Genomic DNA, 12,928 nt, shown 5'->3' on the forward strand with positions numbered 1-12,928 from the left:
GCGGCACCGGCGGAAACCGTGCTGGGCGAATCTCGTGGCGCATGACCGGCCCACACCTTTTCCCCAGTGGTCCCGCACGTGGTGCCGCTCATCCCGCCCGTACGCGGCCGCACCGACGACGAGGAGACGCCGATGCCCCCAGGCATCACGACGCTTGCCGCAGACACCCCGACGCTGTCTGCCGCCAACACCGGGTTCATGCTCATCTGCTCCGCCCTGGTGATGCTCATGACCCCGGCCCTGGCCTTCTTCTACGGGGGCATGGTCCGCGTCAAGAGCACCCTCAACATGCTGATGATGAGCTTCATCAGCCTCGGGATCGTCACGCTCCTGTGGGTGCTCTACGGATTCAGCCTCGCCTTCGGCACCGACATCGGATCCGTCCTCGGCTGGAGCTCGGACTACCTCGGCCTCAGCGGAATCGGCCTCACCCAGCTCTGGGACGGCCACACGATCCCCGTCTACGTCTTCGCCGTCTTCCAGCTGATGTTCGCCGTCATCACCCCCGCCCTGATCAGCGGCGCCCTCGCCGACCGGGTGAAGTTCACCTCCTGGGCCCTGTTCATCACGCTCTGGGTAACCGTCGTCTACTTCCCCGTCGCCCACTGGGTCTGGGGCGCGGGCGGCTGGCTGTACGAGCTCGGCGTGATCGATTTCGCCGGTGGTACGGCCGTCCACATCAACGCGGGAGCCGCGGCGCTCGGCGTGATCCTCGTCATCGGCAAGCGCGTCGGCTTCCAGAAGGACCCGATGCGACCGCACAGCCTGCCGCTCGTGATGCTCGGCGCCGGACTGCTCTGGTTCGGCTGGTTCGGCTTCAACGCCGGCTCGTGGCTCGGCAACGACGACGGCGTCGGCGCGGTCATGTTCGTCAACACCCAGGTCGCCACCGCCGCCGCGATGCTCGCCTGGCTCGGGTACGAGAAGCTCCGGCACGGCTCCTTCACCACCCTCGGCGCGGCCTCCGGCGCGGTCGCGGGCCTCGTGGCCATCACACCGTCGGGCGGCGCGGTCAGCCCGCTCGGCGCCATCGCGGTCGGCGCCGTCGCCGGAGTCCTCTGCGCCATGGCCGTCGGACTGAAGTACAGGTTCGGCTACGACGACTCCCTGGACGTCGTCGGCGTCCACCTCGTCGGCGGGGTCGCCGGGTCCCTCCTCGTCGGCCTCTTCGCCACCGGTGGCGTCCAGTCCGACGCCAAGGGCCTCTTCTACGGCGGTGGCTTCGACCAGCTCGGCAAGCAGGCCGTCGGAGTCTTCGCGGTCCTCGCCTACTCTCTCGTCGTCTCCGCGATCCTCGCCCTCCTCCTCGACCGGACGATCGGGATGCGGGTCGACGAGGACGACGAGATCTCCGGCATCGACCGGGTCGAACACGCGGAGACCGCCTACGACTTCAGCGGCGCGGGCGGCGGCGCGGCCCCGCGCACCACGGCCTCCGCGACGGCACCGGGTACGACGGCAGCACCGAAGACCAAGAAGGTGGACGTATGAAGCTCATCACCGCAGTCGTGAAGCCTCACCGGCTCGACGAGATCAAGGAGGCCCTCCAGACCTTCGGCATCCAGGGCCTCACGGTCACGGAAGCCAGCGGATACGGGCGTCAGCGCGGCCACACCGAGGTCTACCGGGGTGCCGAGTACACCGTCGACCTCGTCCCCAAGATCCGCATCGAGATCCTGGTCGAGGACGAGGACTCCGAACAGCTCATCGACGTCGTCGTGAAGGCCGCCCGGACCGGCAAGATCGGTGACGGAAAGGTCTGGAGCGTGCCGGTCGACACGGCGGTGCGCGTACGGACGGGCGAACGCGGCCCGGACGCCCTCTGACCTGCGGTCCCGAAGGCCACCGGCCGAAGACCGACAGTTCCGAAGACCGACAGGTCCGAAGACCGGCAGGTCCGAAGACTGACGGTCCCGAAGACCGGAGGTCCCGAAACGAAAGGCAGCCGGGTGACGAGCACCGAAGTGACCACCGAATCCGACGGCCCGGAGCCCAGCGGCTACGCGGCGGCCCGGCTGCGCCTCCTCCGGGAGAAGGCGCGGTCCGGGCCGCCGCGCCGCGCGGCCCTCGCGGCGCTCACCGACGACTGGCTCACCGCGCTGTTCACCACCGCCGCCGGGCAGACCGGCGTCCGCGGCGCCGCGCTCGTCGCCGTCGGCGGCTACGGACGGGGCGAACTCTCCCCCCGCAGCGACCTCGACCTGCTGCTCCTGCACGACGGCAAGGCCGACGCCGCTGCCGTCGCCTCCCTCGCCGACCGCATCTGGTACCCCGTCTGGGACCTCGGCCTCGCCCTCGACCACTCCGTACGCACCGCCGCCGAAGCCCGCACAACGGCCGGCGAGGACCTCAAGGTCCATCTCGGACTGCTCGACGCCCGCCCCGTCGCCGGAGACCTCGGCCTCGTCGCCGCCCTGCGCACCGCGATCCTCGCCGACTGGCGCAACCAGGCCCCCCAACGCCTCCCCGCCCTCCAAGGACTCTGCCGCGAACGCGCCGAACGCCAGGGCGAGCTCCAGTTCCTCCTCGAACCCGACCTCAAGGAGGCCCGCGGCGGGCTGCGCGACGCCACCGCCCTGCGTGCGGTCGCCGCCTCCTGGGTCGCCGACGCCCCCCGCGAGGGACTCGTCGAAGCCCGCCGCACGCTCCTCGACGCCCGCGACGCCCTCCACCTCACCACCGGCCGGGCCACCGACCGCCTCGGCCTCCAGGAACAGGACCAGGTCGCCGCCGCCCTCGGCCTCCTCGACGCGGACGCCCTGCTCCGCCAGGTGTACGAAGCGGCCCGCACCGTCTCGTACGCCACCGACGTCACCTGGCGCGAAGTCGACCGTGTGCTCCGCGCCCGGTCCGTGCGGCCCCGGCTGCGCGCCATGCTGGGCGGCGGCAGGGCAACCGCCCCGGAACGCACCCCGCTCGCCGACGGCGTCGTCGAGGCCGAGGGCGAAGCCGTCCTCGCCCGCACCGCCCGACCCGAACGCGATCCCGTCCTCGTCCTGCGCGCCGCCGCCGCGGCCGCCCAGTCCGCACTCCCGCTCTCCCGACACGTCGTACGCCACCTCGCCGCGACCGCACGCCCGCTGCCGGTGCCCTGGCCCGCCGAGGCCCGTGAGGAACTCGTCACCCTCCTCGGCGCGGGCGAGGCGACCGTCCCCGTCTGGGAAGCCCTCGAAGCCGAAGGGCTGATCACCCGGCTGCTCCCCGACTGGGAACGCGTCCACTGCCGCCCCCAGCGCAACCCCGTCCACACCTGGACCGTCGACCGCCACCTCGTCGAGACGGCCGTACACGCCTCCTCCCTCACCCGTCGGGTCGGCCGGCCCGACCTCCTCCTCGTCGCCGCGCTCCTGCACGACATCGGCAAGGGCTGGCCCGGCGACCACTGTGCCGCCGGTGAGGTCATCGCCCGCGACATGGCCGCCCGGATCGGCTTCGACCAGCACGACGTGGGTGTCATCGCCACCCTCGTACGCCACCACCTGCTGCTCATCGAGACCGCCACCCGCCGCGACCTCGACGACCCGGCGACCGTCCGCTCCGTCGCCGCCGCCGTCTCCACCCCCGCCACGCTGGAGCTGCTGCACGCCCTCACCGAGGCCGACGCGCTCGCCACCGGGCCCGCGGCATGGTCCACCTGGCGCGCCTCCCTCGTCTGTGACCTCGTCGAACGGGTCGCCGCCGTGCTCGCCGGGCAGGCCCCGGAAGAGCCGGAACCCGCCGCGGCCGACGCCGAACAGGAACGCCTCGTCATCGAGGCCCTGCGGACCGGCGGCCCCGTCCTGGCGCTGCACGCCCAGGCCGGGACCCCGAACGAGCGCGGCGAACCGGAGCCCGTCGGAGTCGAGCTGCTCATCGCCCTGCCCGACCGCCCCGGCGTGCTGCCCGCCGCGGCCGGCGTCCTCGCCCTGCACCGTCTCACCGTGCGCGCGGCCGAACTGCGCGCCGTGAAACTGCCCACCGAACCCGGCACGGGCGAATCCGCCGGTCTGCTGCTCAGCTGGCGGGTCGCGGCCGCGTACGGCTCCCTGCCGCAGGCCACCCGGCTCCGCGCCGATCTCGTACGCGCCCTGGACGGCTCCCTCGACATCCGTGCCCGCCTCGCCGAACGCGAGGCCGCCTACCCGAGACGGCGCGGGGTGAAGGCCCCGCCGCCGAGGGTGACGGTCGCGGCGGCCGCCTCACGGCTGGCAACGGTGATCGAGGTACGGGCCCAGGACGCCCCGGGCCTGCTGCACCGGATCGGCCGGGCGCTGGAACAGAGCGAGGTACGGGTGCGCAGCGCGCATGTGTCGACGCTGGGGGCGAACGCGGTGGACGCGTTCTACGTCACGGATGCGGGCGGTGGGCCGCTGCCCGTGGTTCGGGCCGCGGAGGTGGCCCGCGAGGTCGAGGAGGCGCTGGGCTGAGCCCCGCTGCCGCGCCCACCGGCCCCCGTGCGCCCATGAGAACCGGACGAGGGCTTGGTGTTTTCCGGGGTCCGGATACCCTTGGGGACGAATGACCTGCCCCGCCCCCGACCCTGAGGACCGACGAGCGCCGTGTTCGATACTCTCTCCGACCGCCTTGCCGCGACTTTCAAGAATCTTCGGGGCAAGGGCCGCTTGTCCGAGGCGGACATCGATGCCACGGCCCGCGAGATCCGTATCGCCCTGCTCGAAGCGGATGTCGCGCTGCCCGTCGTCCGCGCCTTCATCGGCAACGTCAAGGAGCGGGCGCGCGGCGTCGAGGTCTCCCAGGCGCTGAATCCCGCCCAGCAGGTCGTCAAGATCGTCAACGAGGAGCTCGTGGGCATCCTCGGCGGCGAGACCCGGCGGCTGCGGTTCGCCAAGAACCCGCCCAGCGTGATCATGCTCGCCGGTCTCCAGGGTGCCGGTAAGACCACCCTCGCCGGAAAGCTCGGCCTCTGGCTCAAGGGCCAGGGCCACTCCCCGCTGCTCGTCGCCTGTGACCTCCAGCGCCCCAACGCCGTGAACCAGCTCAGCGTCGTGGCCGACCGTGCCGGTGTCGCGGTGTACGCGCCGGAGCCGGGCAACGGCGTCGGCGACCCGGTCCAGGTCGCCAAGGACTCGATCGAGCACGCCCGCTCCAAGCAGTACGACGTCGTGATCGTCGACACCGCCGGCCGCCTCGGCATCGACCAGGAGCTGATGCAGCAGGCCGCGGACATCCGCGACGCCGTCAGCCCCGACGAGATCCTCTTCGTCGTCGACGCGATGATCGGCCAGGACGCGGTCAACACCGCCGAGGCCTTCCGCGACGGCGTCGGCTTCGACGGGGTGGTGCTCTCCAAGCTCGACGGTGACGCCCGCGGTGGTGCGGCCCTGTCGATCGCCCATGTCACGGGCAAGCAGATCATGTTCGCGTCGAACGGTGAGAAGCTGGCGGACTTCGACGCCTTCCACCCCGACCGCATGGCGTCCCGCATTCTCGACATGGGTGACCTGCTCACCCTGATCGAGCAGGCGGAGAAGACCTTCAGCCAGGAAGAGGCCGCCAAAATGGCCTCCAAGCTGGCGTCCAGCAAGGGCAAGGACTTCACGCTCGACGACTTCCTGGCCCAGATGGAGCAGGTCCGGAAGATGGGCTCCATCTCCAAGCTGCTCGGGATGCTGCCCGGCATGGGGCAGATCAAGGACCAGATCAACAACATCGACGAGCGCGACGTGGACCGTACCGCCGCGATCATCAAGTCCATGACCCCGAAGGAGCGCGCCGAGCCGACGATCATCAACGGCTCGCGCCGCGCCCGTATCGCCAAGGGCTCCGGCGTCGAGGTCAGCGCCGTGAAGAACCTGGTGGAGCGGTTCTTCGACGCGCGCAAGATGATGTCGAAGATGGCGCAGGGCGGCGGCATGCCGGGGATGCCCGGGATGCCGGGCATGGGCGGCGGTCCCGGTCGGCAGAAGAAGCAGGTCAAGCAGGCCAAGGGCAAGCGCAAGAGCGGCAACCCGATGAAGCGCAAGGCCGAGGAGCAGGCCGCGGCGGCCCGTCGCGAGCAGGCGGCGGCGCAGGGCGGCGCGTTCGGTCTGCCCGCTCAGGACGACAAGAACTTCGAGCTGCCGGACGAGTTCAAGAAGTTCATGGGCTGACCGCCCGACGACATGCGCAGGGGGCGCCCACCAGCGGTGGGCGCCCCCTGCGCATGTTCCTATGCGGCGTGCGGTCCCGGCCGCAGCGCCGTGCCGTTGGCCAGCTCCGCCGGGTCCAGGGACAGCGCAGCGGCCGCGGTGGCGCCCACATCCGCGAGGCTGTCCGCGTCCGGCAGCAGTTCCACGCCGTCCGTGCCGGGCCGGTGGATCAGCACCGGCACGTACTCGCGGGTGTGGTAGGCGTGCCCGATCGTGGGGTCGTTCCCGTGGTCGCCGGTGACGATCAGCCGGTCGCCGGGGCTGTCGAGCAGCGCCACGAGCCCGGCGAGCCCGGAGTCCACCTGCTCCAGGAGGTGTCCGTAGCGCTCGGTGTCCTGCTGGTGCCCCGACAGGTCGGTCTCCTGGACGTTGGCGACGACGAGCGCGTCGCCGGGGGCGCGTACCGCTTCGAGGGTGTGGCAGAGCACGTCGGCGGTCTTCACCGCCGGGTGTCGCCGCGCCGCCTCGCAGGCCAGGATGTCGGCGGCCTTCCCCACCAGGGTGACCGGGATGCCGGCGCGGGCGGCCAGACCGGGGAGCTGGCGTGTGTGGTCGAGCTCGGCGCCCAGGTGCTGGACTTCCAGGCCGCCATTGCGGTAGAAGCCGGTGGCGGGGGTGTCGAGTCCGACGGTTCCCGCATCGCCGGGGCGCACGAACTGCCTCAGCGGGCCGTCCGCGTGGCCGCCGACCGCGATGACCCGGGCGACGGGCGCGACCGCGCGGACGGTACGGGCGACGGCGAGGATTCCGCCGGGGCCGTCGAAGGACAGGTCCTCCAGGCGGCCGGAGGCGTTCCAGTTGATCCCGGGGTCGGCCTCCAGGTTGTCGTGGACGAGGACCGCGCCGTCGACGACGAGGAGCGGCTTGCCGTCCAGCGCTTCGACGCGGTGGCCGGCCGCTTCGAGGGCGGCGGCCACCTCGGCCAGATGGCCGGCGAGCCGGGCCACGGTGACCCGGCTGAAGTCGGCGCCCATCATCGTCTGGTGGCCCGCGAAGGTGTCGGCGCCGGGATAGCCGAGCGCGGCGCGGCCCGCGGCGACGGGCAGACGGGTACGGCGGGCGAGGTCCTGGTGCGGGTGGACCAGGCCGAGACCCAGCGCGCCGAGTACCGGCAGGCGCAGCGGCCGGCCGAGGGCCGTGCGGCAGTGGTCGAGGACGTGTCCGCAGGTGTCGGCGGTGAGATCGCCGGGGCGCAAGGTGCCCGCGTCGGGCATGGCGCCGATGCCGAATCCGTCGATGACGACGATGACGGTCTTGGCCATGGGTGCCTCCTGTTCAGGGGTCGGCTTTACAGGGCCCGTCCCTGGGCGTCGTACAGACCGCGCAGCCCGGGTGTGCCGGAGGCGAGCCCGGAGACGACGGCGACGGTCGAGCGGGTGACGAAGATCTGGGTACGGAAGGCGAGCAGTGCGGTGTCGCCGAGCCGGGCGTCCTGGCTGTCGGCGGGAGCGTCGAGCAGCCGGTAGTAGTCGATGTTCTCGGCGGGTGCGTCCTGTACGCCGAGGCGTGCGCCGGTGCGCGGCAGCAGGGCGCTGCGGATGTGGGACCGGGCGTAGAAGCCGCCGCCGCGGATCGCCGGGCGGCCGTCGTCGAGGGTGTGGGCGATCTCGCTGACGTACACGTACGCGGGCTTCTCGGGCTGCTGCGGGTCGAGAGCGTGCAGCGGGGTGGTGCCGGTGAGGGCGTGGCCGGGTTCGCCGTGGGTGGCGCCGAGTTCGGCGAGCAGCGGGAGGGACGCCATCGAGGTCGCGCTGGGGGCGCTCAGCTTCAGGCACTCGTGTCCCCGGGCGGCCAGAACTTCGCGGGCCTTGAGGGCGAGCGCGAAGTTGGGGGTGGCACGGGGGATGCCGGTCGCAGGGTCGCACAGGACGCAGGGGAAGGCGGTGACGCCCGCGATCCGGATGCCGGGCAGCTGCTCGGCCGCTTCGGCGAACGAGTCGAGGCGGCCGAGCGGAACGCCGCCCTCCTGGCCGGGGTAGACGGTGCCCTCGGCGCCTTCGAGCCGTACGAGAACGTCCTGGACGAAGCCGAGCCGCTGGGCGGTCTCGGACACGGCCCGGGCGTTGGCGAGGTCGAACACGGTGACGGTCCCGGGGCGCCAGGCCAGCATTTCGGGCAGTGCGCGGCGGGGGATCTGGACCAGGTGGCCGAGGTTGCCGGCCCGTGCGCCCGCGGCGTGCAGGGTGCGGGCCTCGGCCGGGTCGATGGCGGCGAACTCGGGGATGTGCCGGGCGACGGCCCTGATCAGCTCGGGGTTGCGGCCCAGCTGTTTGACGACGAACCAGAGGCCGATGCCGACCTGTTCGGCCTCGGCCGCCAGCAGCGCGGCGTTCGTCTCGACGGCGTCGAGGTCCATCACGTAGGTGTCGGGCGGGATCTCGCCACGCCGGTGAAGGGTGGCCGCGGCGTCGACGAGCTCGGGGTTGCGGGTGAGCACGGTGTCGAGAAACACGGTCAGTCGTCCTTCGGGTCGTTCAGCACGGCGAGCGAGCGGCGCAGGACATCGATGACGAGATCCGCGCCCGCCCGCATCGGGTTGATGCGTACGGTCCAGTCGGCCAGCTCGGGGGAGTCGTCCAGGGCGGAGCTGGACATCCGGTAGAAGAGCGGCGCGATCTCATAGCGCGAATTGGAGCCGACGGGATAGGAGGCGGCTCCGAAGCGGGCGGCGACGGCGGGCAGTTCCTTCGCGACCGGGCGGTCGAGGCGGACGAGCAGGCAGCGGTCCTGGGCGTTGGCGATCCGTACCTCGGCGACGCCGTCCACTTCGCCCGCGGCCAGCCGTTCGGCGACCTCGGCGCCGACCCGGGACTGCACGGACCACATGACCGGTACGTGGGTGAGGGCGCGCAGGGCGTCGAGCGCCTGATGGCCCTGGACCTGTCCGCCGCCGGAGTAGTTGTCGCGGCGGATGTGCCCGACCAGATCGCGGGCGCCGACCACGATGCCGACGCCTTCGGGGCCGTGCAGTTTGAACAGGGAGAAGCAGGAGGCGTCGGCGCCGAGCTCCACTCCCGAGGCGGGGGTGCGCATGACGGCGTAGTTGTCGTCGACGAGGGTGCGGACTTCGGCGGCCCGGCAGGCGGAGAGGACCTCCGCGGGGTCGTACGAGTCGGCCAGCCGCTGCCGGGTGTGCTGGACGTAGGCCCATCGGAACCGGCCGGACTCCAGGGCCTCGTGCAGCGCCCGCGCGTCGTTGAAGTCGACCTCGACGGTCCGTACACCGATGCCGCGCAGTGTGACCTCGGTGGTGCGGTAGACGGGGGCCCGGTGGATGAGCAGCGGGTCGCCCGCCCGCACGGCGGCGCCCAGGGCGGCGCGGATCGCGCCGGTGCCCGCGCCCTGGACGAAGGCGGCGTCCTCGGCGCCGAAGAAGTCCGCGAGTACGGCTTCGACGCGGGCGGTGGTGCGGGGGCGGCCGAGACCGGGGACTACGCCGGCGTCCGCGTCGAAGAGCTGGGGGCCCTCGAAGTGCGCGGCGGTGGCCTCCAGGAGCCGGAACTGTCTGGCGATCGCGTCATCCAGTCCCACCGTCGCGAGCGGGAAGGTCTGCGGAAGTACAGGGCTCATGGTCAGAACTCCTCACGCGTGTGCGCCGGTCAGAAAGCGGAGCGGATTACGGCGGGTCATCAGGTCGATCACGTCGTCGTCGACACCGGCCGCACGGACCTCGGGCAGGAAGCTCCGGAAGAGATGCCCGTATCCCCGGCCGCCCTCGTCGAGGAGATAGCCGTGGCGGGAGATGTCGCAGCTGAGCAGCACCCGGTGGGCGTGCCCGGCCTCGACGAGGGCGAGCAGCAGCCGCAGCCGGGTTTCGTCACTCTGGTAGCCGTCCTTGCCGACGGTGTCGAACGCGACGTACGCCCCGCTCGCCGCGAGCTCCTGGTGGACGGCGGGGTCGTCGAGCAGATCCTGGTGGCCGATGCTGATGCGATGGGCCGGCAGGCCCTCTTTGGCCAGCAGCTCCAGCTGGGCGATTCCGCCGCGGCCGAGCTGGGCGTGGGTGGCGACGGAGAGGCCGGTGGCGAGGGCGGCCCGCGCACTGGCGCGCAGCACCTTGGCCTCGGGCGCGGTCGGGGTGTCGCCGTGGCTGCCGATCTCGCCGAGAACACCGGGGCGGATGCCGGTGGCGCCGATACCGCCGTCGATCTCCCGGACGAGCGCGCCGGTGAGCTGCTCGACGCTGCTGCCGTCGATCTCGGGGGTGTGGAAGGGCTCGTAGTACCAGCCGGTCGCGGCTACGACGGCGATCCGCGCGTCCCGGGCGATGCGGGCCAGGGCGCGGACATCGCGGCCCATGCCGCGGCAGGTCAGTTCGACGACGAGGGAGAGACCGAACTCGGCGCGCAGGGCGGCGAGTTCGGCCGTGACCGCCGCGGAGTGGCGGCCCGGGTCGAGGACGGCCGCGCCGTCGCCCCTGTGGTCCAGATCGAGGACGAGGTGCTCATGGGCGAGGGCGGGGCCGGCCACGGAATCGGCTGCGATATCGCCGACGACGGTGCGCAGGACGGGCGGTGCGGGGTGGTTCATCGTGGGGGGTTCCTTCTTCGTGTATGTACCCGGCCTCAGCCCTTGATCGGGGTGAACAGGTCGAGCCAGTACAGGACGTTGAGGAGGATGCCGCCGACGATGACCGCGGCCGGAGCGGCGGCCATCTTCACGACCGGCCGGCCCATCGCCTCGTTCAACAGGTAGAGCCCGCCGACGACGAGGATGCCGAGTCCGCCGCCCATGGCGTTGGCGGCCATCAGCGAGCCGAAGAGGATCGCGAGTTGCAGGGTGTCCCCGATCGAACTGCGCAGGTACTCCGAGGAGTCACGGACGCTGGGGAGCTTGCCGAGGACCTTGCCGATGTACGAGAGGGCCAGGACCTCAGCGGCGAAGACGACGGCGCCGACGACCGCTGCCAGGAACGGGTTCGGCATCAGGTAGCCGATCGGGTACACCAGCGTGAATCCCGCGATGCCGTACGCGCCGGAGGCCAGCGCGGTCGTCGCGATCAGCGGGATGAAGCCGAAGACCCGGTAGAAGTCGACCTGGGCGGCCTCGGAGTACTGCCCCTTGGCGATCAGGAAGCTGGTCGCTTCACCGCCGCCGAATATGTGCATCTGGGCCAGCACACAGACGCCGGCACCGAGCACCATGAACAGCGGGAGGTACCTGCGCAGGCGGGCCGCGCTGGCGCTGAAGAGCGAGGCCATCGGGTCGTCCGCCAGGACGACCTCGGTGACACCCGCGGCCCGGTCGGCCCTGCGCTGCTTCATGTCCTTGGCGACGGCCAGGGCGATCAGCATCAGCACGCCGACGGCCATGGCCAGCGACCCGGCGAACATCTTCGGCCAGACCTTCATGGTCATGACCACCAGAGCGAGTTCCAGGACTCCCGCGATGGAACCCCACTTGCGGCCGAACTGCTTGGTGATGGCGAGCACCGGGAACAGCGCGAAGAGGAAGAGGATCGGCGTCGACATCTGCTGCATGGCGGTGATGAAGTCGACGGGCAGGTCGTGCGCGACGTTGTTGGCGCCGTTCAGTCCGAAGACGACGACCGCGCCCCAGGCGCCGCCGAGGATCGGCGCGAGCCACTTCTTCGGCGCCAGCATGCCGAGGATGTCGGTGGGCAGGAAGACGAGCCACGGGTTGAGCACGCCGGTGGAGAGTGCCATTGGGGCGCCGAGTCCGAAGATGAACCCGGCGGAGAGGCCGAAGGAGACCGCCGTCGTCGCGCTGCGGGTGGTGCGCCCCTGGATGAAGTCCAGCAGGAACGGACGTACGCCGTCGTTGAAGACGGCCAGAGCCATGTGCGAGATGTACGCCGTCAGCGCACAGAGGGCTATCACGGTCAGTTGCTGGGCCAGCGTGAAATCAAGGCTGGTACCGGCGGCGAGTGTGGTGCTCACGGATCACTCCTTCGTGCCCGGGACAGGGAGATGCGGACGGATCAGCCGCGGGCGGCGATGGCGCGCGCCATGAGTGGGGCGATGGCGTCGATCTGGTCCATCGAGAAGCCGAAGACCTTCTTGCCGTCGGCGATCAGGGCGCTGATCGCCTCCTCGGTGGGCACGCTGCGGCCGAAGGTGTGGCACGCGGCGCTGCCCATGAGGCCGACGAGGACGCCGAGGGAGGCACCGGCACCGGTGTGGCACGTACCGAGGTAGTAGTCGGCCTGTCCGGCACGGAGCTTCATCGCGGCGTCCATGTCGCTGGAGGTGGCGACGTCGAGGGAGTCGAGCCCGAGCTTGCCGATGGCCTGGGCGACCTCGACCTTGCCGACTCCACCGGTGAGGATCTTCGTCATGGCTGTCTCTTTTCTCTGTGTCTGTTTCCGCGTGCCGGGACGTGTCCGTTCCGCGCGCCGGGGCCGGTCAGGAAGTGGGGGTGGCCGGTGACTGCTGGGCCAGGACGGCGAGGTGCATGCCGAGGAAGTTGACCTCGGAGTCGGGGAGCGCGGCGCCGAGCTCCCGCTCGGCCCGCGCGGATACGGCGCGGGCGCGTTCGACGGCGTCGGGGTGTCCGGCCAGTTCGGCGGCGACCTGGTCGTCGGTGAGGAACTGTTCGATCGGTTCGCCGTCGAGGAGCCGGGTGAGCGCCATCATCAGATGGCTGGTCAGCATGCCGGCGGTCGCTTCGGTGACAGTGCGGCCGTCGGCTTCGAGGGCGGTCAGCTCGGCGGTGACGAAGTCGGCCACCTCGGGCCGGACCTGACCGCCTTCGCGGAAGAGCTGGATCCGCAGTGCGAGCTGGTCGTCCATGGTGATCCTCCTAAAATCAACAGTAACCAGGATTCTGTATTTTGATCA

The 12,928-nt window shown here is 71.5% G+C and carries 11 protein-coding genes; 4 read left to right on the forward strand and 7 right to left on the reverse strand.

Annotated features, from left to right (window positions below):
• Positions 1-132: 132 nt before the first annotated feature.
• From ACF08M_RS20990 to ffh, 4 genes are all read left to right on the forward strand, one after another.
• Positions 133-1,491: an ammonium transporter gene (locus tag ACF08M_RS20990; RefSeq protein WP_392186865.1), complete on the forward strand. Its 1,359-nt coding sequence runs from the start codon at positions 133-135 to the stop codon at positions 1,489-1,491.
• A complete protein-coding gene (locus ACF08M_RS20995; protein WP_392186758.1) occupies positions 1,488-1,826 on the forward strand; it encodes a P-II family nitrogen regulator in 339 nt (112 codons plus the stop codon). The genes ACF08M_RS20990 and ACF08M_RS20995 overlap by 4 nt, the downstream gene beginning before the upstream one ends.
• A 123-nt stretch (positions 1,827-1,949) precedes the next feature.
• On the forward strand, positions 1,950-4,406 hold the full coding sequence (locus ACF08M_RS21000; RefSeq protein ID WP_392186759.1) for a [protein-PII] uridylyltransferase: 2,457 nt from the start codon (positions 1,950-1,952) through the stop codon (positions 4,404-4,406).
• A gap of 132 nt (positions 4,407-4,538) precedes the next feature.
• Complete coding sequence (ffh, locus tag ACF08M_RS21005) at positions 4,539-6,089, forward strand: signal recognition particle protein (RefSeq protein ID WP_392186760.1); 1,551 nt, start codon at positions 4,539-4,541, stop codon at positions 6,087-6,089.
• Between the two features lie 59 nt (positions 6,090-6,148).
• Here the strand turns inward: ffh and ACF08M_RS21010 are convergent, their stop codons facing one another.
• The 7 genes from ACF08M_RS21010 to ACF08M_RS21040 form a co-directional block, all read right to left on the reverse strand.
• On the reverse strand, positions 6,149-7,390 hold the full coding sequence (locus ACF08M_RS21010; RefSeq protein WP_392186761.1) for a phosphopentomutase: 1,242 nt from the start codon (positions 7,388-7,390) through the stop codon (positions 6,149-6,151).
• Between the two features lie 26 nt (positions 7,391-7,416).
• Entirely contained in the window at positions 7,417-8,580 is a 1,164-nt protein-coding gene (locus tag ACF08M_RS21015; protein ID WP_392186762.1) for an alanine racemase, read from the reverse strand.
• A gap of 2 nt (positions 8,581-8,582) precedes the next feature.
• Entirely contained in the window at positions 8,583-9,698 is a 1,116-nt protein-coding gene (locus ACF08M_RS21020; protein WP_392186763.1) for an aminotransferase class V-fold PLP-dependent enzyme, read from the reverse strand.
• A 12-nt stretch (positions 9,699-9,710) separates the two neighbouring features.
• Positions 9,711-10,658, reverse strand: a complete 948-nt coding sequence (locus ACF08M_RS21025) for a phosphotriesterase (protein ID WP_392186764.1) — start codon at positions 10,656-10,658, stop codon at positions 9,711-9,713.
• 35 nt (positions 10,659-10,693) lie between these two features.
• Positions 10,694-12,028 (reverse strand): YhfT family protein, encoded by a 1,335-nt coding sequence (locus ACF08M_RS21030; protein WP_392186765.1) that lies wholly within the window; start codon positions 12,026-12,028, stop codon positions 10,694-10,696.
• A 41-nt stretch (positions 12,029-12,069) separates the two neighbouring features.
• Positions 12,070-12,426: a DUF2620 domain-containing protein gene (locus ACF08M_RS21035; RefSeq protein ID WP_392186766.1), complete on the reverse strand. Its 357-nt coding sequence runs from the start codon at positions 12,424-12,426 to the stop codon at positions 12,070-12,072.
• 67 nt (positions 12,427-12,493) lie between these two features.
• A complete protein-coding gene (locus ACF08M_RS21040) occupies positions 12,494-12,880 on the reverse strand; it encodes a PRD domain-containing protein (protein WP_093899101.1) in 387 nt (128 codons plus the stop codon).
• Positions 12,881-12,928 lie beyond the last annotated feature (48 nt).

The sequence above is a fragment of the Streptomyces sp. NPDC015032 genome (assembly GCF_043080425.1).
Classification (GTDB): Bacteria; Actinomycetota; Actinomycetes; order Streptomycetales; family Streptomycetaceae; genus Streptomyces.